The organism is Achromobacter sp. NCFB-sbj8-Ac1-l (assembly GCF_052695805.1).
Genome location: NZ_CP199812.1, coordinates 573879 through 596062 on the forward strand (window position 1 = coordinate 573879; position 22184 = coordinate 596062).

The following is a 22184-nucleotide window of genomic DNA, read 5'->3' on the forward strand; positions in this document are numbered from 1 at the left end:
GCCGCTGGGGCGGTCAGTGTGCTTGGCATGGTAGCCACGGTCAGAGGGGGTATGGAGGAGGGTGCGTTGCCCGCTTCGTGCCGGCCGCGCGGGCGGCCTTACGAAGCTTACGCGGCGTCTTGCGAGCGCCGATGCCGCTCTCGCGTGTGGGTAGTGGTGTTGGTGGTGCCAAGATGTCGCTCTTGCGTGTGAGCGAAGCAGATGGCATCAGAATCGCTGGTGGTCTGTAGCGGCGCGGATGCCGTGGCGTTCAACATGAATGTGCAGCGCCCGATGGGCGGCGCGCGAGACAGTCAGCATGCGCAAGCAGGACTCTGCCGCGCCGCCCATCACCGCCCCACCCCCAACATGAATGACGGGCCACTAGAAAGCCGATCTCCAACAGCGCGCAGCGCACCCGCAACACATTCCAGCAACGCAATGCCAAACGTGGCCGCCCGCGCGGCCGCGGCTTGGCGACCCTGTAGATCTCATGCCCTGACCACAGGTCTAGCAGCGCAACGATCCAAGACGCGCGTAGTCCCTCGCGGCGGTGGCATGCGGGGCGGGCAACCTCGATGCGCCCGAGGGAATCGGAAGGGAAGGCCGAAGGCCTGGACGACGATGACGACGGGGCAGTCCGGAGCGAACGCTCCGGACCGCAATCGTGGGCGCCCGCCCCGCATGCCACCGCCGCGAGGGACGACCCACGAAGACCGCTCCCCGCCAGCAACCAAACCCACCCCCCCAAAAAAACCCCACATCCCGTCCCCATTTCAACTAAACGTTTCCCCCATTTGCGATCCTCCCCATCCAGGTATATATTTCAAGCCTAAACTATCAAGACCTAAAAAGCCGCGATCCCGTCACTCGCAGATCGCCCTTCATGGAGCATTACGGCAATGAAAATAGTCTGCATTGGTGGGGGTCCCGCCGGCTTGTATTTCGGTCTGCTCATGAAGCTGCAAGACCCCGCCAACGAAGTTACCGTCATCGAGCGCAACCGTCCGTATGACACCTTTGGTTGGGGCGTCGTGTTTTCCGATGCCACCATGCAGAACCTGCGCGAGGCGGATCCCGTCTCCGCCCAGACCATTGGCGATGCCTTCAATCATTGGGATGACATCGACATCCACTTCAAGGGACGCAGCATTCGCAGCGGCGGCCATGGGTTCATCGGCATCGGCCGCAAAAAGCTGTTGAACATCTTGCAGGCGCGTTGCGAAGACGTCGGCGTCAAGCTCGTCTTCGAAAACTTCGTCCAGGACGACCAGGCCATCGCCCGCGAATACGATGCCGACCTCGTCATCGCGTCCGACGGCATCAACAGCCAGATCCGTACCCGTTACACCGACACCTTCCATCCCGACATCGACCAGCGCCGCTGCCGCTTCGTCTGGCTGGGCACCAAGAAAGTCTTCGACGCCTTCACCTTTGCCTTCGTCCAGACCGAGCATGGCTGGTTCCAGGCCCATGCCTATCGGTATGAAGACGGCATGTCGACCTTCATCGTCGAAACGCCCGAAGAAACCTGGCAGGCCGCCGGCATCGAACAGATGAGCCAGGAAGAGGGCATCGCCTACTGCGAAAAACTGTTCGCGCCCTGGCTGGATGGCAATGCGCTCATCAGCAACGCCTCGCACCTGCGCGGCTCGGCCATCTGGATTCGCTTTCCGCGCGTCATCTGCAACACCTGGGTGCATTGGAACCCGCTTGAAACCGCCCGCGGCAAGCGCACCGTGCCCGTCGTGCTGATGGGCGATGCCGCCCATACCGCCCACTTCTCCATCGGCTCCGGCACCAAGCTGGCCCTGGAAGACGCCATCGAACTGGCGCGCTGCCTGAGCGGCGCCGAAGGCAGCGTCGAGCGCGGGCTCAAGCACTACGAAGACGTGCGCAGCGTGGAAGTCTTGAAAATCCAGAACGCCGCGCGCAACTCCACCGAATGGTTCGAGAACGTCGAGCGTTATGCGGAACTCGAACCCGAACAATTCGCCTACTCGCTGCTGACCCGGTCGCAGCGCATCTCGCACGAAAACCTGCGGCTGCGCGATCCGGCCTGGCTCGAGGGCTTCGAGCGCTGGATCGCCGAGCATGCCGGCGCCCCGGCGCCGGCCGGCCAGCGGCCGCCGCTGCCCATGCTGACGCCCTACCAGGCGCGCGGCGTGCGGCTCAAGAACCGCATCCTGGTGTCGCCCATGGCCATGTACTCGTGCACCGACGGCGTGCCGGGCGACTTCCACCTGGTGCACCTGGGCGCGCGCGCCATGGGCGGCGCCGGGCTGGTCATGGTCGAAATGACCTGCGTGTCGCCCGATGCCCGCATCACCCCGGGGTGCCCGGGGCTGTGGAACGACGAACAGCAGCAGGCCTTCGCCCGCATCGTCGACTTCGTGCATGGCAACAGCGATGCCCGTATCGGCGTGCAGATCGGCCATGCCGGCCGCAAGGGTTCCACCCAGCTGGGCTGGCAGAAGATCGACCATCCGCTGGCCGAAGGCAACTGGCCGCTGCTGTCGGCGTCGGCCTTGCCTTACATCGATGGCGTGTCGCAGACGCCGCGCGCCATGACGCGCGCCGACATGGACCAGGTGCGCGACAACTTCGTGGCCGCCGCCCGCCGCGCCCGGGCTGCCGGTTTCGACTGGCTGGAACTGCACTGCGCCCACGGCTACCTGTTGTCCAGCTTCATCTCGCCGCTGACCAACCAGCGCGACGACGACTACGGCGGCAGCCTGGAAAACCGCCTGCGCTTCCCGCTGGAAGTGTTCCACGCCGTGCGCGCCGTCTGGCCTGAAGACAAGCCCATGTCGGTGCGCATCTCGGCCAGCGACTGGGTCGAGGGCGGCATCACCGCCGACGATGCGGTCGAGATCGCGCGCCACTTCAAGGCCGCTGGCGCCGACATGATCGACTGCTCGTCGGGCCAGGTCAGCAAGGAAGAAAAGCCCGTCTACGGCCGCATGTTCCAGACCCCGTTCGCCGACCGCGTGCGCAACGAGGCCGGCATTCCCACCATCGCGGTGGGCGCCATCTTCGAGGCCGACCACGCCAACGCCATCATCGCCTCGGGTCGCGCCGACCTGTGCGCGCTGGCGCGGCCGCACCTGGCCGATGCGTCCTGGACGCTGCGCGAATCCGCCCGCGTGGGCTACCGCGACGTGGCCTGGCCCAGCCAGTACTTCGCCGGCAAGCGCCAGCTGGAAACCAACTTCGAGCGCGCCGCCGCCATGGCGCAACTGGACATCAAATGAGTACGCTCGCCCAACCCCTGGCAGGCCGCCACGCCCTGGTGACGGGCGGTGCCCGCGGCATCGGCCTGGCCAGCGCCCGCGCGCTGCTGGCGCGCGGCGCCCGCGTCACGCTGCTGGGCCGCGATGGCGGTGCGCTGGAAGCCGCCGTCGACAGCCTGGCCGGCCTGGGCCAGGTGCAGGCGGTCAGCGCGGACATCGCCGACGAGGCGTCGGTCCGCCAGGCCTTTGCCCAGGCCGAGGCCGAACTCGGCCCCGTGCTGGTGCTGGTCAACAACGCCGGCCAGGCCGTCAGCCAGCGCTTTGACCGCACCGACGCTGCGCTGTGGCAGTCGATGCTGGCGGTCAATCTGACCGGCACGTTTCATTGCATCCAGGCCGCCTTGCCCGGCATGCTGGCCGCCAAGTGGGGCCGCGTCATCAACGTGGCCAGCACCGCCGGCCTGATCGGCTACGCCTACGTCAGCGCCTACTGCGCGGCCAAGCATGGCGTCATCGGCCTGACCCGCTCGCTGGCGCTGGAGACCGCGCAGAAGGGCGTCACCGTCAACGCCGTCTGCCCGGGCTATACCGAAACCGACATCGTGCGCGGCGCGGTGGCCAATATCGTCGACAAGACCGGCATGACGCCGGAAGCCGCGCGCGCCAAGCTGGCCGAGCGCAACCCGCAGGGCCGCCTGGTGCAGCCCGAAGAAGTGGCCGAGACGGTCGCCTGGCTGGCCCTGCCGGCGTCGGCGGCGATCAACGGCCAGGCCATCGCCGTCGACGGCGGTGAAGTGATGACCGGCTGAGCCGGCCCCCATCCCCAGCATTCATGAACGGAGACACCATGAGCACCCAGCCCGAAGAGCACACCATGAAGCACCACAAGCGCCCGCTGGCCGACTACCAGGCCCGCACGTTCCTGTGGCAGGTGTCGGCCGACGGCAAGGTTGGCACCATCACGCTCAACCGCCCCGAGCGCAAGAACCCGCTGACCTTCGATTCCTACGCCGAGCTGCGCGATCTGTTCCGCGCCCTGGTGTACGCGACCGACATCAAGGTGGTGGTGGTGACCGGCGCCGGCGGCAACTTCTGCTCGGGCGGCGACGTGCACGAGATCATCGGGCCGCTCACCAAAATGAGCATGCCCGAGCTGCTGGACTTCACCCGCATGACGGGCGACCTGGTCAAGGCCATGCGCGCCTGCCCGCAGCCCATCGTGGCGGCGGTGGACGGCATCTGCGCCGGCGCCGGCGCGATGGTGGCGCTGGCGTCCGACATGCGCCTGGGCACGCCGGCCTCGCGCACCGCCTTCCTGTTCACGCGGGTGGGCCTGGCGGGCGCCGACATGGGCGCCTGCACGCTGCTGCCGCGCATGATCGGCCAGGGTCGCGCCTCTGAACTGCTGTACACCGGCCGCGCCATGACGGCTGACGAGGGCGCCAGCTGGGGCTTCTTCAACGCGTTGCACGAATCGGGCGAGCTGATGGACGCTGCCGCCAAGCTGGCCGCGCAACTGGCTGCCGGCCCCACCTTCGCCCAGGGCGTGACCAAGAAGCTGCTGCACCAGGAATGGAACATGGGCGTGGACGAGGCCATCGAGGCCGAAGCCCAGGCCCAGGCCATCTGCATGCAGACGCGCGATTTCCATCGCGCCTACGAGGCCTTCGTGGCCAAGCAAAAGCCCGTTTTCGAAGGGAATTGATGATGCGCGACGCAAGCTGGCTGGACTGGCCCTTTTTCGACGAAACCCATCGCCAGTTGGCGCACGAGGTCGACGCCTGGTGCGAGGGCGCGCTGACCGACGTGGACCACCACGATGCCGACGCCGCTTGCAAGAAGCTGGTCAAGGCCATGGGCCAGGCCGGCTGGCTGCGCTATGCGGTGGCCGGCGGCCCGGGCGGCGCCTGGGGCGGCGCGCTGCCGGAAGTCGATTCGCGCGCGGTCTGCATCCTGCGCGAGACCTTTGCGCGCCACGAAGGCCTGGCCGACTTTGCCTTCGCCATGCAGGGCCTGGGCAGCGGCGCGATTTCGCTGATGGGCTCTGACGAGCTGCGCCAGCGCTATCTGCCGCGCGTGGCCCGCGGCGAGGCCATCGCGGCCTTTGCGCTGTCCGAGCCCGATGCCGGTTCCGACGTGGCCGCGCTGGCCTGCGAGGCCCGCCTGGACGGCGACGCCTATGTGCTGAACGGCGCCAAGACCTGGATTTCCAACGGCGGCATCGCCGATTTCTACTGCGTCTTCGCCCGCACCGGCGAGGCCCCGGGTGCACGCGGCATCAGCGCCTTCGTGGTGGATGCCGACACCCCGGGCTTCGAGGTCTCGGAACGCATCGAGCTGATCGCGCCGCACCCGCTGGCCACCATCACATTCGACAACTGCCGTGTGCCAGTGTCGCACCGGCTGGGCGATGCGGGGCAGGGCTTCAAGCTGGCCATGATGACGCTGGACATCTTCCGCGCCTCGGTAGCCGCCGCCGCGCTGGGCTTTGCCCGCCGCGCGCTGGACGAAGGCCTGGCGCGTTCGAAGTCGCGCCGCATGTTCGGCCAGACGCTGGCCGACCTGCAACTGACGCAGGCCGCGCTGGGCGACATGGCCACCGCTATCGACGCCTCGGCGCTTTTGACCTATCGCGCCGCGTGGATGCGCGACGTGCAGAAAGTACGCACCACGCGCGAAGCGGCCATGGCCAAGATGACGGCCACGGAATCGGCGCAGACCGTGATCGACCGCGCGTTGCAGATGTTCGGCGGCGCGGGCGTGGTGTCGGGAATGCCGGTGGAGAAGCTTTACAGGGAAATCAGAGCGCTGCGTATCTACGAAGGCGCCACCGAAGTGCAGAAGTTGATCATCGCCCGCGAACTGCTGAAGGCATAAAGAGGCCATCGAGCCTTCCGCCTTCCGCATAGTCAACCACACCGCAGCAGCAAGGGGAATTTCATGGAAGTATCCGCCCACATCGACACCTTTGCCCGGGATAACCTGCCCCCGGGCGAACAATGGCCAGAATTCCTGCTGGACGGCCCCGACGTGGCCTATCCCAAGCGCTTCAATTGCGCCGTGGAACTGGTGGACGCCATGGTCGAACGCGGCCACGGCGAGCGCATCGCGCTGCGCTGGCCCCAGGACGGCAAGCCGGCCACCATGACCTACCGCGAACTGGCGGCGCTGACCAACCGCATCGCCCGCGTGCTGGCCGAAGACATGAAGCTGGTGCCCGGCAACCGCCTGCTGCTGCGCGGCCCGAACAACCCCATGATGGCCGCCGCCTGGCTGGCCGCCATCAAGGCGGGCCTGGTCACCGTGCCGACCATGCCGCTGCTGCGTGCCAAGGAACTCAAGCAGATCATCGAAAAGGCGCAGATCCAGGCGGTGCTGTGCGATGCACGCCTGAAGGAAGAGGCCCAGTTCTGCGCCCAGCCCGGTCACGAGCACCACTGCGCCGAACTGGCGCAGATCATGTACTTCAACGACACCGCGCCCGATGCGCTGGACGCGCTGGCCGCGGCCAAGCCGGATGATTTCACGGCCTGCGACACCGCCGCCGATGACGTCTGCCTGATCGCCTTCACCAGCGGCACGACGGGCGCGCCCAAGGGCTGCATGCACTTTCACCGCGACGTGCTGGCCATGTGCGACCTGTTCCCCAGGCACGTCATCAAGCCGGGCCCGGACGACATCTTCTGCGGCACGCCGCCGCTGGCCTTCACGTTCGGGCTGGGCGGGCTGCTGTGCTTTCCGCTGCGCGTGGGCGCCAGCACCGTGCTGGCCGAACGCCTGACGCCGGAAAGCCTGTTGCAGCTGATCCAGGACTTCCGCGCCACGATCGTGTTCACGGCGCCCACGTTCTATCGCCAGATGGCCGCGCTGGTCGGCAAGTTCGACCTGTCGTCGCTGAAGAAGAGCGTGTCGGCCGGCGAGGCGCTGCCCGACGCCACCCGCCAACTGTGGAAGCAAGCGAGCGGCATCGAGATGATCGACGGCATCGGCGGCACGGAGATGATCCACGTGTTCGTGTCCAGCCCGCCCGAATCGGTACGCCGCGGCGCCATCGGCCGCGTCGTGCCCGGCTACATCGCGCAGATCGTGGACGACGACATGAACCCGGTGCCTAACGGCACCGTGGGCCGGCTGGCCATCAAGGGCCCCACCGGTTGCCGCTACCTGGCCGACGAGCGCCAGCGCCGTTTCGTGCAAAAGGGCTGGAACCTGCCGGGCGATACGTTCCTGCAGGACGACGACGGCTACCTGTTCTACCAGGCCCGCAACGACGACATGATCGTGTCGGCCGGCTACAACATCGCGGGTCCCGAGGTGGAGGACGCCCTGCTGCGCCACGAGGCCGTGGCCGAGTGCGGGGTGGTGGGGGCGGCCGACGAGGAACGCGGCCAGCTCGTGAAGGCGTTCGTGGTGCTCAAGCCCGGCTTCCAGCCCGGTGACGCAATGGTGGCGGCACTGCAGCAGTTCGTCAAAGCCAGCATCGCACCGTACAAGTATCCCCGCGCCATCGAGTTCGTGTCGGCCTTGCCGCGCACGGAAACGGGCAAGCTGCAGCGCTTTGCGCTGCGCAAGATGGCGTGAACCGGCACTAAGGAATCACAAGGAAATCCCATGGCAGCCCCTTTCATCAGCCAGGTCGAAGTCCGCTTTCGTCATTGCGATCCGGCGGGCATCGTTTTCTATCCTCGCTATTTCGAGATGATCAATGACTTTGTCGAGGAATGGTTCGACAAGGGCATGGGGTTGCCTTTCCATGCGCTGCACGTGGATCGCCATATCGGCACGCCGATGGCGTCGGTGACGTGCGATTTCAGCGCACCGAGCCGCTGGCACGAGCAACTGCGCCAGACGCTGCAGGTGCAGCGTATCGGCGGGGCGTCGTTCAAGGCGCTGGTGCGTTTCGAGGGGCCGGACGGCCAGTTGCGGCTGTCGGCGACGCTGACGATCGTGACGGTGGACCTGCGGACGATGAAGTCGATGCCGCTGCCGGACGATCTACGTGAACGGATGCAGGCTTATCTGGTCGCCGCGGAGTGATTCCGCGTCATTTGTTTTTTTGATAATAGGATGAGACGTTATGAAGATTCTGCAACCGCCGGATTGGATGGCGCCGCGAGGCTATTCGAATGGAATCCTGACCGAGATGACGGTGGGGAGCAAGCTGGTGTTCGTGGGGGGGCAGGTCGGCTGGAACGGGCAGCAGCAGTTTGAATCGGATGACCTGGCTGATCAGGTTCGGCAGACGTTGGCCAATATCGTTGCGATTTTGGCCGAGGGTGGGGCGAAGCCTGAGCATATTGTGCGGATGACTTGGTATGTGACCGACAAGGATGCTTATGTGGCGGCTTATCCGGAGATCGGGAAGCATTATCGGGAGCTGATCGGGCGGCATTTTCCGGCTATGACGGCGGTGGAGGTGGCTGATCTGGTTGAGGATCGGGCTAAGGTTGAGATTGAAGTTACGGCTGTTGTGCCGGGGTAGGGTTTTGGGGTTTTCGTTTGTTTGTTGCGGTTGAGTTCTTGAGCCGCGCGTGACGGGGCAGGCGGGGTGAGGGCGGGGCTACGATTGCGGTCCGGAGCCTTCGCTCCGGACTTGCCTAGGCGGCCCCCCCCTTCGTCATCGTCGTCCGCCTTCGGCTCCCTTCCGATTCCCTCGGGCGCATCTACACGCCCCGCCCTCACCCCGCCTGCCCCGCCACGCGCTCATGATGTGCATTACTCGTGGGTGTTGGGGCGGGTGGGGTGCTTGGCGTTTTTTTGCAGCGACGGGGTGGGGTGGGCGGGGTGGGACGGTGCCCGCTTCGTGCCGGCCGCGCGGGCGGCCTTACGAAGCTTACGCGGCGTCTTGCGGGCGCCGATGACGCTCTCGCGTGTGGGTGATGGGAATTCAGCCTCGATGCTGTAGCGTTTCCCGTGGCAGCTCGCCAAAGCGTTCTCGGTAGTACTCCGAGAATCTGCCCAGGTGTCCGATTCCTACGGATACCGCTACTTCCGTCACGCTTGCGCAGGAGCCTTGCTGTAAGCGTTCTCGTGCCGCGTCCAGGCGTAGCGTTCTCAGCGCTTGCATCGGGGTTGTGCCGCGATGTTCCTGGAATAGCCTGGTCAGCGCGCTTGCGCTGGCGCCTGCGCCGCGGGCGATTTCTGTCAGCGTTAGCGGGGCTGACAGGTTCTTTCTCATGTACGACTCGGCTTGGGCCAGCCTGCGCGGTTGCGCAGGGGCTTGCGTCGCGCCGCTTTGCCAGGTGTTCGGCTGGTTGTACAGCAGGTGCAGTACCAGCGTGTCTTCCAGGTGTTCCAGCCATGCTGCAGGCGGGCGAGGGGCGCCGTCGTCAAGCGTGGGGAGCAGGTGGATCAGGCCTGTGACCATGCTGCGCCAGGCAGCGCCGATGGGGGTGTCCAGGCGTAGCGCGGGGGTGAAGTCCAGGGGGCGGGTGGCGGCGTCGCCGAAGATGCGGCGGCCGATGGTTTCCAGTTTGCCGCGGGGGATCTTCAACAGCAGTTGTTCGCAGCCGGCTTCCCAGTGCAGCTTCAGGGCGCGGTTGGGGGCGATGACGGCGGCGCAGTCGGGGTGGGTGTCTACGCTGTCGGCGCCACATTCGATGCGGGCACGGCCGTGCAGGGGCACCTGGACCAGCATGAAGTCCTGCAGGCGGTCGGGTTCGATGTGGACTTCGGCGCCGTAGCGCAGCGTACAGACGCTCAGGGCGCCGAAGCGGCCGCGGTTCAGTTCGGCGTCGACGCGACCGCCTTTCCAGGTCAGGCGGTGTTCCTTCAGTGCTTCGGATACGCGTTCGCGCGTTTCCGCCGCCTGGGTGGAACTGAACACGCGCCTTTTGAGCAATGGCGCCAGCTCGATGCGGGACCAGCCGTGCATGGGAGTCTCCGGGACGGGAACGCTCCCGTATGGCCGACCAGCGTAATGCAATCGGCCAGCCGTGGGAATTAAGTGAATCCCGGATAAGCGTGGGCGGAATCGGATAGAGCGGCGCGGCGGGCGGGCCTACTCTGGGGGTTGTTGGAAGGCGGCGCCGCGGCGCGTAAGCTGGCGATTTTCAGGGCGGCTTGCGGTAACCGACGGCAGACGGATTCTGTCAGCATCGTGCCGGCGGCGCCGGCGGACACAAGGGGTGGCTCATGAATGGAAAACGATGGAGTCGGCGTGCGCTGGCGGCGCTGGTTTGCATGACGGCGGCGGCCGGCGTGTCGGCCCAGGACAAAATCAAGGTCGGGCTGCTGACCACGCTGTCCGGGCCGGGGGCCGCGCTGGGCAATGAAATTCGCGACGGATTCAATCTTGCGTTGCAACATACCGGCGGCAAGCTGGGCGGGCTGCCCGCCGAAGTGGTGGTGGCCGATGACCAGCAGAAGGCCGATACGGGCCGCCAGGCGGTCGAGCGCCTGCTCAAGCGCGACAAGGTCGACGTCATGACCGGCATCGTGTTTTCCAACGTGCTGCTGCCCGTGATGCCGGCCATCTTGCAGTCCGGCACGATCTATCTCAGCACCAACACCGGACCCGAGAATTATGCGGGTGCGGGATGCAATCCGAATTTCTTCGCGGTGGCCTGGCAGAACGAGGACATTCCCGCCGCCATGGGCAAGTACGCGGCGGACCAGGGTTTCAAGCGGGTCGCGCTGATCGCGCCGGATTATCCGGGCGGACGCGAGTCGCTCAACGGCTTCAAGCGCCTGTACAAGGGCGGCCTGTCCGAAGAGATCTATACCCAACTGGGCCAGCTGGACTATGGCGTGGAAATCACGCGGCTGCGCGCCAGCAAGCCGGACGCGGTGTTCTTCTTTTTGCCGGGAGGCATGGGCGTGAATTTCATCAAACAGTTCAATGGCGCGGGCCTGGGCAAGGACATCGTGCTGCTGGCGCCGGGCTTCTCGGGTGATGAAGACACCATCGGCGCCGTGGGCGCGCCGATCGAGGGGCTGCGCAATACCTCGCAGTGGGCGGTGGACCTGGACAACCCGGCCAACCGCCAATTCGTGGCCGACTTCAAGAAGGCCTACCACCGCAGCCCCACGCTGTATGCGTCGCAGGGCTACGACGCCGCCATGCTGCTGGACAGCGCGGTGCGCCAGACGGGCGGCAAGCTCGGCGCCGACGCGCTGCGGCCGGCGCTGCGTCGCGCCGACTTCAAGTCGGTGCGCGGCGACTTCAAATTCAATCGCAACCAGTATCCCATCCAGAACTACTACCTGCGCACCATCGAGAAGGGCGCGGACGGCAAGCTGGCCAACAAATTGTCGGGCACGGTGCTGACGCAGTACCAGGACCCGTTCGCCGCCGCCTGCCAGATGAAGTAGGCGCGGCAACGATCGCAAAGGAGCACGACGCATGACAGCGACTATCTCGACCCGCGAGGTCACCATTGCCTCGCACGATGGCCAGTCTTTTGGCGCCTACCTGGCCGTGCCGGCCTCGGGGCACGGGCCCGGCCTGGTGCTGTGCCAGGAGATCTTCGGCATCAACGATTTCATGCGCCGCACGGCGCAGGCCCTGGCCGAGGAAGGCTATGTGGTGCTGGCACCCGACCTGTTCTGGCGCCAGCAGCCCGGCATCCAGCTGACCGATGGCCCGGCCGACATGCCGCGCGCCTTCGAGCTGTACCAGCGCTTTGACGTGGACCTGGGCATCAAGGACATCGCCTCGACCCTGGCGGCGTTGCGCGCGCTGCCCGAGCAGCAGGGCGGCGCCGGCGTGCTGGGCTATTGCCTGGGCGGCAAGCTGGCCTACCTGGCCGCCTGCCGCACGGATGCGGACGTGGCCGTCGGCTATTACGGCGTGGGCATCGAAGACAGCCTGGACGAAGCCGCGAACCTGCGCGGCCGGCTGGTGCTGCACATCGCCGAGCAGGACGGCTTCTGTCCGCCGCCCGCACGCCAGCGCATTCTCGAGGCGCTGGGCGGCAAGCCGGGCGTCGAGCTGTACGTCTATCCGGGCATGGACCACGCTTTTGCCCGCACGGGCGGCGCGCATTACGACAAGCCGTCGGCGCTGATGGCGCACCAGCGCAGCATGGCCGCGCTGCAACGCGTGATCGGGCCGCAGTTCGACTATTCATTCCTGTGGGACAAGCACTGCGAATACGAATTCGGCACCCGCGACGTGGCCGCCACCATGGCCACGATGGTGGCCGAGCCCTACGTCAATCACATCCCCACCATGACGGGTGGGGTCGGCTACCGCGAGCTTTCGCGCTTCTACCAGCACCACTTCGTCAACAGCAATCCGCCGGACACTCGTCTGGTGCCGCTGTCGCGCACCGTGGGCGCCACGCAGATCGTGGACGAACTGCTGTTCTGCTTCACCCACACCACCGAGATCGACTGGATGCTGCCGGGCGTGCCGCCCACGGGCAAGTATGTCGAGATTCCGCTGGTGGCCATCGTGAAGTTCCGCGGCGACAAGCTCTGCCACGAACATATCTATTGGGACCAGGCCAGCGTGCTGGTGCAGATCGGCCTGCTGGACCCCGAGGGCCTGCCGGTGGCCGGTCGTGACACGGCGCGCAAGCTGCTGGACGAGACGCTGCCGTCCAACACGCTGATGGCGCGCTGGAAAGACAGCGAGAACAAGTAGGAGACCGCCATGTCGTACAGCGATCAACAATTGGGCGAGATGGTGCGCGGCGACAGCGTGCACCGCAGCCTGTACACCGACCCGGCCATTTTCGAGCTGGAGATGCAGCGCATCTACGGCCGCGCCTGGGTCTACGTGGGCCATGAAAGCCAGGTGCCCAAGACGGGCGACTATCACACCACCCGCCTGGGCGACCAGGACGTGTTGATGGTGCGCGCCACCGATGGCCGTGTGCACGTGCTGTACAACCGCTGCCCGCACAAGGGCGCCAAGGTGGTGGCCGACGGCGATGGCTGCGTGGGCAAGTTCTTCCGTTGCCCGTACCACGCCTGGACCTTCAAGCTGGATGGCAGCCATCTGGGCGTGCCGCTCAAGCAGGGGCTCGAAGGCACGTCCTACGACCCCACCGACCCCAGTTTTTCGATGCGGCGGCTGCCGCGCGTGGAAAGCTACCGCGGCTTCGTCTTTGCCAGCCAGGCCCGTGACGGCCAGGGCCTGGAAGACTTCCTGGGCGGCGCGCGTTCGTCCATCGACAACCTCTGCGACCGCTCGCCGGTGGGCGAGGTGGAAGTGGCCGGCGGCATCTTCCGCGTGATGCAGCGGTCCAACTGGAAAGTGTTCTACGAGAACCTGCACGACACCATGCATGCCCGCGTGACGCATGAATCGTCGTTTGCCGCGGCCCGCGACGAAGCCAGGGAAATCGGTGAAATGCCGTTCGAGCTGCACATCATGGACGGCAACGGCGAGCCCTACGAGTTCTGGGAAAAGCTGGAACTGCGCGCCTACGACAACGGCCATGGCTACATGGAAGGCATCTTCAACCCCGGCGCGGCCGAACGCGACCCGATTTCGCGCGCCCACTTCGAAACGCTGTCCGCCGCCTACGGGCCGGAACGCGCCCGCGAGATCCTGGGCATGAACCGCCACAACACGGTCATCTACGGCAGCGGTTCACCCCACACCGTGTTCCAGCAGTTCCGCGTCATTCGCCCGATCGCCGTGGATCGCACGCTGATCGAGATCCAGACCTTCCGCTGCAAGGGCGCGCCTGACGGCGTGTTCAAGCGCGCCATGCTGTATGCCAACGTGATCAACTCGCCGTCGTCCAACGTCATGCCGGACGACATCGAGCTGTACAACCGCTGCCAGGAAGGCAACGCCACGCGCGGCGGCGAATGGGTCAGCATGCACCGCTACCACGGCACCGACCGCAGCGATGCCGACGGCATGGTGTCGGTCAACGGCACCAGCGAACTGCCGATGCGCAACCAATTTCGCGCCTGGAAGCAATACATGGAAGCGGGCGCGGTGGCGCAGGCCCCGGCCCAAGGAGAAGGCGCATGCTGCTAGACCTGGATTTCGACGTCTCGATCGACAAGCTGGCCCCGGCCGACGTGCCGGCCGAGGCCTATCACCGCATCGCCCAGTTCCTGTACCGCGAGGCCCGCCTGCTGGACGAGCGCCGCTACGACGACTGGCAGGCGCTGTGGACGGATGACGGCATGTACTGGATGCCGCGCGAACCCGGCCAGGCCAGCCCCTACGACCACATCTCGCTGTTCTGGGAAGACCGCATGCTGCGCGACGTGCGCATCCGCCGCCTGGAGCACCCGCGCAACTGGTCGCAGCAGCCCCCTACGCGCAGCGTGCGGCTGGTGGGCGGCGTGCAGGTCGAAGGCGTGGACGCGGGGGGCAACCTGGTGGTGCATTCTGCATTCCAGATGACCGAATGGCGCAAGCGCCAGCCGCGCCAGCTGGCTGGGCGCTACACCCACAAGCTGGCGGCCGACGGCGACAGCTGGCGCATCCGCATGAAGCGCGTGGACCTGGTGAACTGCGATGACGCCCACGACGTGTTCGAGGTGTTCGTGTGAGCGCCACCGACGCCGCGGTGCTGGCGCTGCACTACCAGAACGACGTGCTGCATCCGGAAGGCAAGATCCGCGTCGGGCTGGATGCCGACGGCGACGTGCGCCAACGGCTGCTGCGCGCTGCCGCGTCGCTGCTTGACAGCGCCCGGGCCCAGGGGCTGCCCATCGTGCACGTGCGCATCGCCTTTCGGCCCGACTACGCCGATCTGCTGCCCAACTGCGATATCTTTCGCAACGTGGCCAGCATCGGCGCCGTGGCGGAAGGGCAGTGGGGCAGCGACTTCTACGACGGGCTGCAACCGCTGGCCGGCAGCCCACGCGAGTTCGTGGTCAAGCACACCCGCATCAGCGCCTTCTACGGCACGCCGCTGGAAGAAACGCTGCGGGTGCTGGGGGCCCGGCGGCTGGTGGTGGCGGGTGTGGCCACGCATTCGGTGGTCGAAGGCACCGTGCGGCACGCGGCCGATATCGGCTTTCATGTGATGGTGGCCGAAGACGCCTGCGCCTCGGCCGACCCGGCCGTGCACGACGCCTCGCTGGCCAGCATGCGCCTGATTGCGCAGACGGGCTCGGTGGCGCAAGCTGTGCGCTGGGCCGCGGCGCCCCACTGATCAAGGATGATTCATGGACTTTTCAGGCTTTCCCGGCTTGGCCGGCAAGACCGCCATCGTGACCGGCAGCACCCAGGGCCTGGGCGCCGACATTGCGCGCGGCCTGGCCGCGGCGGGCGCCAACGTAGTGCTGGTGGGGCGCAACGCGCAGGCCGGGCAGGCGCTGGCCGCCAGCCTGGGCGAAGCGGCGCTGTTCTGCGAAACCGACATCGGCCAGGACAGCCAGATCCAGCGTTGCCTGGATGCGGCGCAGGCCCGGTTCGGCCGGGTCGACATCCTGGTGAACAACGCCTGCCAGTACGCCGACCGCGGCCTGGCGTCCACCCGCGAAGAGTGGCACGCCACGCTGGACACCAACCTCGTGTCGGCGGCGATCTTCACGCAGATGGCCGCACCCCTGCTGCCGCGCGGCAGCGCCGTGATCAACCTGGGCAGCACCGGTGGCAAGTTCGGCGCGGCCGGGCGCGCGCTGTACCCGGCGTCCAAGGCGGCGCTGTTGCAGATCACCAAGAATTTCGCGGTGGAACTGGCCCCCGCCGGCATCCGCGTGCTGGCGGTGTCGCCCGCCTGGACCTGGTCGCCCTCCGTCGAACAGCTGGCGGGCGGCTCGCGCGAAGCGGCCGACGCCGTCGGCGCGCATTTTCATCCGCTGGGCCGCGTGGGCTCGGGCGAAGAGATCGCCGCGGCGGTGTGCTTCGCGTGTTCCGATGCGGCGTCCTGGATGACCGGCGTGGATATCCCGGTGGACGGCGGCTTTTCGATCCTGGGCCCGGACCGCGGCATTTCGCCTCGCGCCTGGTTCAAGCAGTTGGCGCCTTGACGCGCGTGTCCTGATCCGGGCGCGGCGGTCGTACGGACCCTGCGCCGCGTTCATTGTCATGGGCCAGCGCAGGCGCACACGGCGCCCGGCGAGACGCCGCCGCCCGTCGTCAGCGGATGACGATCTGGCCTTCTTCCACGCCGGCCTTGCCACCCACCTGGTCTTCCAGGAATTCCTGCTGCTTGTTGCCCACCTGAATCTTCGTGCCGCCGCAAAAGCGCCGCGCGGCGATGATGGTGGCGTCGTGCAGGGGCTGCAGGTCGCGGATCAGCTGGGCTTCTTCCTCGTCCAGCTGGATCAGGTCGCGGCCCAGCTTGGTGTGGGTGTTGCGGGCGCGCTCGACCACGTCGCCGGTGGCGCGCTCGGGGTGCGCATGCAGGAACAGCAGCAGTTGTTCCAGCTTGGCCTTTTCCTCGTTCATCTTCAGCCGCTTGCGCGTCAGCGCCGACCGCTTGATGTCGGCGTGCGGGTCCAGGCCCGCCTGCACCACTGTGGGCACGCCCGCGGGCGACCCGATGGTGCCGGCCCGCACCGACTTCAGGGCGCGGGTATGGCCGCCGGTAATCGCGGTCTGCTGGCTGTTGGGCGCGCCGACATTGACGCTGCCGCCCGCGGCGATGCTGCTCTGGCGGATTTCGCGTTCCACTTCCACGTTCTGGCCGGCGCTGATGATGGCGTTGGTGATGAAGCGGGCCTTCAGGTCGCCGCCGCAGACGATGTGCGCGGTGCGGGCGGGGCTGGTGCTGACGTTGGCGCTGTCCTGCATGGCCTCGGCCATGCCGATGATGCCGCCCTTGACCGTGACGTTGCCGCCCGCCTCGACCAGCGCGGCTTCCATGGTGCCGTTGACGACCACGTCGCCCGTCACCCGCACTTCCATCGTGGCGCTGATGTCGCCGCGCACCTGCAGCGAGCCTTCGAAATTGATGTTGCCGGTGGACAGGTCCACCGCATCCACCTCGACCACCGGGTTGACCTGGGCGCCCTGGTGGATCAGCTTGGGCGAACCGGCGATGCTGGCGCGCAGCAGATTGGGGTCTTCGGGGTCGACCTCGACGCCGGACATGTCTTTGGAAAACGGCGTATCGGGCAGTTCTTCCGGCAGCACCGGCTGGCCCAGCACGTCACAGCCGTCGATGCCGGGCAGCGGCGGAATCCGGCGCATCAGGGGCGTGCCGGCGGTCACCAGCAGCAGGCTGCCCAGGTCGCGGTAGTCCACCTGGGCGAGTTCGTCGATTTCCTGGGCGCGGGGCTTCAGGCGGTCCAGCAGGCTTTCGAAGCGAGTGGGGGTGCCCCGCGTGGGCGGCGTGCCCTGGGCGATCAGCACCGTCTGGCTGCCGCCGCGTTCCACGGCGTCGGCCAGTTCCTGTTCCAGCACGCCATGCACGATGCCCTGGTCGGCGATGGCCTGGCGCAGCACGGCCAGGGCCACCGGCTTGCCGCCCTTGGGCGGGTGCAGGGTCACCAGCGCCGACATGCAGCTGGCGTCCACTTCCAGGTCGAACGAGCCGTCCACGACCTTGCCGACAGGGGCCTGGACCGGCTCCGTGGCTTCGCGGCACAGGTCGATGAAGGTGATGACGGCGTGGTTGTCCAGGGCTTCGGTGGACCAGCCTTGGGCGGCGGCCAGCGCGGCCAGGGAATCCCAGCTGGGCAGGTTGGCGGGCGAGGGTGCCAGGGCGATGCCGACGGCCTGGTCGGCGGCCTGCGCTTCGCCTTCGGCGGCAGGCGGGTCGCCCGCCTCGCGCGCGGTGTCGGTCTCCGGGGCGGGCGGGGGTACATACACCGCCGTCAGGACGTTGGTATTGGCATCCAGCAGTAGCTGGAGCGTGTGGTCTGCGCCCATCTGTCGCCTCTCCCGCCCGGCATTCGCAGCCAGGTTCATTCATTTAGTAATTAAACGAAATATTGCGACATATGTTAACCCATGAACCTCGCCCTACTGCGCAGTAATGCAAGGGAAACTCCACCAAAAGATGTAATGCCGGCCCTGATTTCTGTGGCCGTGTTCCGTTACAAAGTCTGCATCGGCGGGCCACGCGGGAATGGGCCGTCGGCAGCGGTCGGTGCGAGGGCGCTTGCGCAAATTGTGGCGACGGATCCTAGGGCATAGGCACGAGCGACAAAGCGCCCGGGCAGGCTCAGCATAGGCGTTCGAATCCGCGTCCCTGGACGCCGCCGGAGCGCCCACGCCATGTCCCGCCTTTCCTGCTTCCTGCCCCCCGCGCCTGGCGCGGCCTGGACGCGCGCAGCCGGCCTCGCGCTGGCCATTGCCCTGGCCGGCCTGGCTGCCGCGCTGATGCCCGCCGGCGCCGCGCACGCAGACGAGATCTACCGTTACAAAGACCCGTTCGGCGTCTGGCGCGCCATGAAGGTGCCCAACGGCTACGCCAAGTATTACAAGCGGGCGCAGGTCCGCACCGCGTTGCGCGGCAATCGCATCAAGGTCTGCCTGGATTGCGAGCCGCAGGTGGGCGACGGCGCCAGCGTGCTGGCGCTGGGCAACCGGGTGTTGCGCTGGGGGCCGGTGCCGCCGTCCACGGCGCACGATGGGCTGATCGCGCAGGCGGCCAAGGATTCAGGGGTGGACCAGGCGCTGATCACCGCGGTCATCGCGGTGGAATCGGGCTTTCGCAGTGATGCGCGCTCGCCCAAGGGGGCGCTGGGCCTGATGCAGCTGATGCCGGCCACCGCCGCCACGCTGCTGGCGTCCGACGATATCGAACGCGCGCTGGTGGACCCGGCCACCAATGTGAAGGCGGGGTCCAGCTTGCTGCGCCGGCTGATCGACCAGTATCCCGGCCGGCTGGACCTGGCGCTGGCGGCCTACAACGCAGGCGAAGGGGCCGTGCGCAAATACGACGCCGTGCCGCCCTATGCCGAAACGCAGCAGTACGTGCGGGACGTGACGGCGCTGTACAAGCACTACAAGACGCCCTGAGGGGGCGAGAGGCCGGAGCGCCCCGTGGGGCGGTCCGGCGCGGGCCTCAGATCGAAGCGAAGACCTTTTCGGCGATGTCCAGCGTCGACTGGATGACGGCGTCGTCGTGGGTGGCCGACACGAAGCCGGCTTCGAAGGCCGACGGCGCGAAATGCACGCCGTGGTCGAGCATGGCATGGAAGAAGCGGTTGAAGCGCGCGGTGTCGCACGTCGACACCTCGGCGAACGAGGTCGGCACCGTGTCGCTGAAGTAAATGCCGAACATGCCGCCCACCGAGTCGGCCGAGAAGGCCAGGCCGGCGGCGCGGGCGCGTTCCTGCAGGCCCTGGGCCAGCTTGGCGGTCTGGGCCGCCAGCTTGTCGTAGAAGCCCGGCGCGGCGATCAGGCGCAGCGTGGCCAGGCCTGCGGCTACGGCCACGGGGTTGCCCGACAGCGTGCCCGCCTGGTACACGCCGCCCAGCGGGGCGATGTGCTTCATGATCTCGGCGCTGCCGCCGAAGGCGCCCACCGGCATGCCGCCGCCGATCACCTTGGCCAGCGTGGTCAGGTCAGGCTTGACGCCCGACAGGCCCTGCACGCCCTGCGGCCCCACGCGGAAACCGGTCATGACTTCGTCGAAGATCAGCAGCGCGCCGTGCTGCGTGCAGACTTCGCGCAGGCCTTCCAGGAAGCCGGGCGCGGGCTTGATCAGGTTCATGTTGCCGGCGATCGGCTCGACGATGATGCAGGCGATGTCGGCGCCGTGCTGGGCGAAGGCTTCGCGCACCGCGTCCAGGTTGTTGTATTCCAGGGTCAGCGTGTGCGAGACGAATTCAGGCGGCACGCCGGCCGAGCTGGGGTTGCCGAACGTCAGCAGGCCCGAGCCGGCCTTGACCAGCAGGCTGTCGGAGTGGCCGTGATAGCAGCCTTCGAATTTCACGATCTTGGCGCGGCCGGTGGCGCCGCGCGCCAGCCGGATGGCCGTCATGGTGGCCTCGGTGCCCGAGCTGACCAGGCGCACCTGCTCCAGCGACGGCAGGCGGGCGATCAGCGTTTCGGCCAGTTCGATTTCGGCCTCGGTGGGGGCGCCGAACGACAGGCCGTTGACGGCGGCTTCCTGCACCGCGCGCACCACCTCAGGGTGCGAGTGGCCCAGGATGGCCGGACCCCACGAGCCCACGTAGTCGATGTACTGCTTGTCTTCGGCGTCCCAGACGTACGGGCCTTGCGCGCGCTTGATGAAGCGCGGCGTGCCGCCCACGGAGCGGAAGGCGCGGACGGGCGAATTGACGCCGCCGGGAATGCTGCGGCAGGCGCGTTCGAAAAGCTGAGCGTTACGGGACATGGCGGTCAAGGCTTCTGGTTGCGGTTAACGGAGTAGGGCGCCGAGCAGGCGGCCGCGGCGGCGCGGATGGCTGGCGCCTCGAACAGGCCGGTGATGACGGCGATGGAGTCGGCGCCGGCTGCGGCGACCAGCGCCGCGTTGTCGGGCGTGATGCCGCCGATGGCGACCACGGCCGGGCGGGGCGCGTCGCGCGCTTCGACCAGGGCGCGGGCTTCGGTCAGCACCGACAGCGGCGCGCGCACCGTGTCGGGCTTGACCTGCGAGGCGAACATCGCGCCGAAGGCGATGTAGTCGGCCCCGGCATCCAGCAGTTCGCGGGCGCGGGCCAGATCGTCGTAGCTGGAGCCGCCCAGGATCAGGTCGGGGCCCACTTCGGCGCGGATGCGGGCCAGGCTGTCGTCGTCGCGGCCGACGTGGGCGCCATCGGCGCCGACCTCGAGCGCCAGGCGCCAGTCGTCATTGATGAGAAACACCACGCCCAGCTCGCGGCACAGCGGCGCCAGGGCGCGGGCTTGTTCGGCGCGCACGGCGTCGGGCACGTTCTTGCGGCGCAGCTGCAGCGCCCGCATGCCGCCGTCGGCAGCCTGGCGTACCGCGCGCAGCAGGCGCTCGGTGTCGTCCCATTCGGGGGTGACGCCGTACAGGCCGGCGGGAAAACGCAGGGCTTTCATTGCGGTTGGATCCGGTTGGGAATGCGCCGGCCCATGCCCGGCAGGAAGCTGGCGGCCACCGCCGCGTCGGCATGGGCCAGGCCCTGGCGCACGGCCTCGGGCATTTCCAGGCCGCGGGCCAGCATGGCGGTGATGGCCGTGGCCGCCAGGCCGCCGGCATCGCCGTTGCGGTCGGGCGGCGCCTGCCAGGGCAGGGTGGTGGTCTGGCCGTTGGGGCCCAGCAGCACGTTGGCGTAGTGGCCGGGGCGTTGCGGACTGCCCAGCACCAGCACCCATTCGGCGCCGGCCGACACCAGGGCGTGCATCGGCGATGGTGCGTCCCCGATATCGATGTCGCCGTCCGCATGCCACTGCGCCAGGCGCAGGTGCTCGATGACCAGCAGGTCGGTCTGCGGCAGCACCAGTTCCAGCGTGGCGGCCAGCAGGTCGTCGGCGTCGTCCTCGTCGGCGGCGTCGGCCGGCACCTGGGCGCGCTGGCCCAGGTGCAGCACCAGCGGCACCTGGCTGTAATCGGCGGCCACCTGGGCGGCTACGCTTGCCGTTTCGGCGGTGTATAGTCCGCCCACCTTGATTGCCTGCACGGACATGTCTTCGAGCAGGCAGCGCGCCTGGTCGTCCAGCAGGTCGGGCGATACGGGATGGATTTCTTCGATGCCGGCGGTGTCCTGCACCGTCAACGCCGTGACGGCCGCCAGGCCATGACAGCCCAGCCGGGCGCAGGTAACGGCGTCCGCGGGCAAACCGTCGGCGCCCGAGGGGTCGAGCGGGCCGAAGACCAAAACGAGAGGGGGAGTAACGGGGGCCACGTGGACAGCGCTTGAGTAAGGGTGCCCGGACTCATTTGCGATGAATCAGGGGATCCCCTATTGGGTTTCGGTAAGATTGTCCCCATTCTAATGGATGCCTTCCGCCTTTGCCCCATCACGGGGAAGACGGCGGGGAATTGATGTAAGAGAGAACTATGCGTACTTGGATGTGTCTGATTTGTGGCTGGGTTTACGATGAAGAAGCCGGCCTGCCCGACGAAGGCATCGCACCCGGCACCCGCTGGGAAGATGTGCCCCCGAACTGGGTCTGTCCTGAATGCGGCGCCCGCAAAGAGGACTTCGAACTGATGGAAATCTGATCGGCCATACCGATCC

General features: G+C 67.4%; 20 protein-coding genes. 15 read left to right on the forward strand and 5 right to left on the reverse strand.

Annotated features, from left to right (window positions below; genetic code table 11):
* The first annotated feature begins 881 nt into the window (after positions 1–881).
* The 7 genes from ACUDP5_RS02700 (at position 882) to ACUDP5_RS02730 (ending at position 8694) form a co-directional block, all read left to right on the forward strand.
* Entirely contained in the window at positions 882–3233 is a 2352-nt protein-coding gene (locus ACUDP5_RS02700; protein WP_263914403.1) for a bifunctional salicylyl-CoA 5-hydroxylase/oxidoreductase, read from the forward strand.
* Entirely contained in the window at positions 3230–4021 is a 792-nt protein-coding gene (locus tag ACUDP5_RS02705; protein WP_445658108.1) for an SDR family NAD(P)-dependent oxidoreductase, read from the forward strand. The genes ACUDP5_RS02700 and ACUDP5_RS02705 overlap by 4 nt, the downstream gene beginning before the upstream one ends.
* 38 nt (positions 4022–4059) lie before the next feature.
* Positions 4060–4917, forward strand: coding sequence for an enoyl-CoA hydratase family protein (locus ACUDP5_RS02710; protein WP_445658109.1), 858 nt, complete (start codon positions 4060–4062; stop codon positions 4915–4917).
* A gap of 2 nt (positions 4918–4919) precedes the next feature.
* On the forward strand, positions 4920–6089 hold the full coding sequence (locus ACUDP5_RS02715) for an acyl-CoA dehydrogenase family protein (RefSeq protein ID WP_445659121.1): 1170 nt from the start codon (positions 4920–4922) through the stop codon (positions 6087–6089).
* A 63-nt stretch (positions 6090–6152) separates the two neighbouring features.
* Entirely contained in the window at positions 6153–7793 is a 1641-nt protein-coding gene (locus ACUDP5_RS02720; protein WP_263914399.1) for an AMP-binding protein, read from the forward strand.
* A gap of 30 nt (positions 7794–7823) precedes the next feature.
* Complete coding sequence (locus ACUDP5_RS02725; protein ID WP_175218676.1) at positions 7824–8249, forward strand: acyl-CoA thioesterase; 426 nt, start codon at positions 7824–7826, stop codon at positions 8247–8249.
* Positions 8250–8289: 40 nt separating this feature from the next.
* On the forward strand, positions 8290–8694 hold the full coding sequence (locus tag ACUDP5_RS02730; protein ID WP_175193439.1) for a RidA family protein: 405 nt from the start codon (positions 8290–8292) through the stop codon (positions 8692–8694).
* A 405-nt stretch (positions 8695–9099) separates the two neighbouring features.
* Here ACUDP5_RS02730 and ACUDP5_RS02735 read toward each other — a convergent pair whose 3' ends face one another.
* Entirely contained in the window at positions 9100–10086 is a 987-nt protein-coding gene (locus ACUDP5_RS02735; protein WP_445658110.1) for an AraC family transcriptional regulator, read from the reverse strand.
* 260 nt (positions 10087–10346) lie between these two features.
* On the opposite strand from ACUDP5_RS02735, the gene ACUDP5_RS02740 reads away from it, so the two are divergent.
* From ACUDP5_RS02740 to ACUDP5_RS02765, 6 genes are read left to right on the forward strand one after another with little or no spacing between them, the layout of a single operon-like run.
* Positions 10347–11525 carry an ABC transporter substrate-binding protein gene (locus ACUDP5_RS02740; protein WP_445658111.1) on the forward strand — a complete coding sequence of 393 codons (1179 nt, stop codon included), beginning with the start codon at positions 10347–10349 and terminating at the stop codon, positions 11523–11525.
* 31 nt (positions 11526–11556) lie between these two features.
* The gene (locus tag ACUDP5_RS02745; protein ID WP_445658112.1) at positions 11557–12801 is read left to right on the forward strand and encodes a dienelactone hydrolase family protein; all 1245 of its coding nucleotides are present in this window, start codon (positions 11557–11559) and stop codon (positions 12799–12801) included.
* A 9-nt stretch (positions 12802–12810) separates the two neighbouring features.
* Entirely contained in the window at positions 12811–14154 is a 1344-nt protein-coding gene (locus ACUDP5_RS02750) for an aromatic ring-hydroxylating dioxygenase subunit alpha (protein WP_263914394.1), read from the forward strand.
* Entirely contained in the window at positions 14145–14678 is a 534-nt protein-coding gene (locus ACUDP5_RS02755) for an aromatic-ring-hydroxylating dioxygenase subunit beta (RefSeq protein ID WP_263914393.1), read from the forward strand. Before ACUDP5_RS02750 ends, ACUDP5_RS02755 begins: the two co-directional genes overlap by 10 nt.
* On the forward strand, positions 14675–15286 hold the full coding sequence (locus tag ACUDP5_RS02760) for a cysteine hydrolase family protein (RefSeq protein WP_263914391.1): 612 nt from the start codon (positions 14675–14677) through the stop codon (positions 15284–15286). The genes ACUDP5_RS02755 and ACUDP5_RS02760 overlap by 4 nt, the downstream gene beginning before the upstream one ends.
* A 13-nt stretch (positions 15287–15299) precedes the next feature.
* A complete protein-coding gene (locus tag ACUDP5_RS02765) occupies positions 15300–16106 on the forward strand; it encodes an SDR family oxidoreductase (protein ID WP_263914390.1) in 807 nt (268 codons plus the stop codon).
* A 109-nt stretch (positions 16107–16215) separates the two neighbouring features.
* Here ACUDP5_RS02765 and ACUDP5_RS02770 read toward each other — a convergent pair whose 3' ends face one another.
* On the reverse strand, positions 16216–17952 hold the full coding sequence (locus ACUDP5_RS02770; protein WP_445658113.1) for a DUF342 domain-containing protein: 1737 nt from the start codon (positions 17950–17952) through the stop codon (positions 16216–16218).
* A 348-nt stretch (positions 17953–18300) separates the two neighbouring features.
* Between ACUDP5_RS02770 and ACUDP5_RS02775 the strand changes: the two genes are divergently transcribed.
* A complete protein-coding gene (locus tag ACUDP5_RS02775; protein ID WP_445658114.1) occupies positions 18301–19047 on the forward strand; it encodes a lytic transglycosylase domain-containing protein in 747 nt (248 codons plus the stop codon).
* A 46-nt stretch (positions 19048–19093) separates the two neighbouring features.
* Here the strand turns inward: ACUDP5_RS02775 and hemL are convergent, their stop codons facing one another.
* From hemL to ACUDP5_RS02790, 3 genes are read right to left on the reverse strand one after another with little or no spacing between them, the layout of a single operon-like run.
* The gene (gene hemL, locus ACUDP5_RS02780; protein WP_263914387.1) at positions 19094–20371 is read right to left on the reverse strand and encodes a glutamate-1-semialdehyde 2,1-aminomutase; all 1278 of its coding nucleotides are present in this window, start codon (positions 20369–20371) and stop codon (positions 19094–19096) included.
* A gap of 5 nt (positions 20372–20376) precedes the next feature.
* Entirely contained in the window at positions 20377–21042 is a 666-nt protein-coding gene (thiE, locus tag ACUDP5_RS02785) for a thiamine phosphate synthase (RefSeq protein ID WP_445658115.1), read from the reverse strand.
* Positions 21039–21848, reverse strand: coding sequence for a hydroxymethylpyrimidine/phosphomethylpyrimidine kinase (locus tag ACUDP5_RS02790; protein ID WP_445658116.1), 810 nt, complete (start codon positions 21846–21848; stop codon positions 21039–21041). Before ACUDP5_RS02790 ends, thiE begins: the two co-directional genes overlap by 4 nt.
* Before the next feature lie 155 nt (positions 21849–22003).
* On the opposite strand from ACUDP5_RS02790, the gene ACUDP5_RS02795 reads away from it, so the two are divergent.
* Positions 22004–22168 carry a rubredoxin gene (locus ACUDP5_RS02795; protein WP_003814980.1) on the forward strand — a complete coding sequence of 55 codons (165 nt, stop codon included), beginning with the start codon at positions 22004–22006 and terminating at the stop codon, positions 22166–22168.
* Positions 22169–22184: the final 16 nt, after the last annotated feature.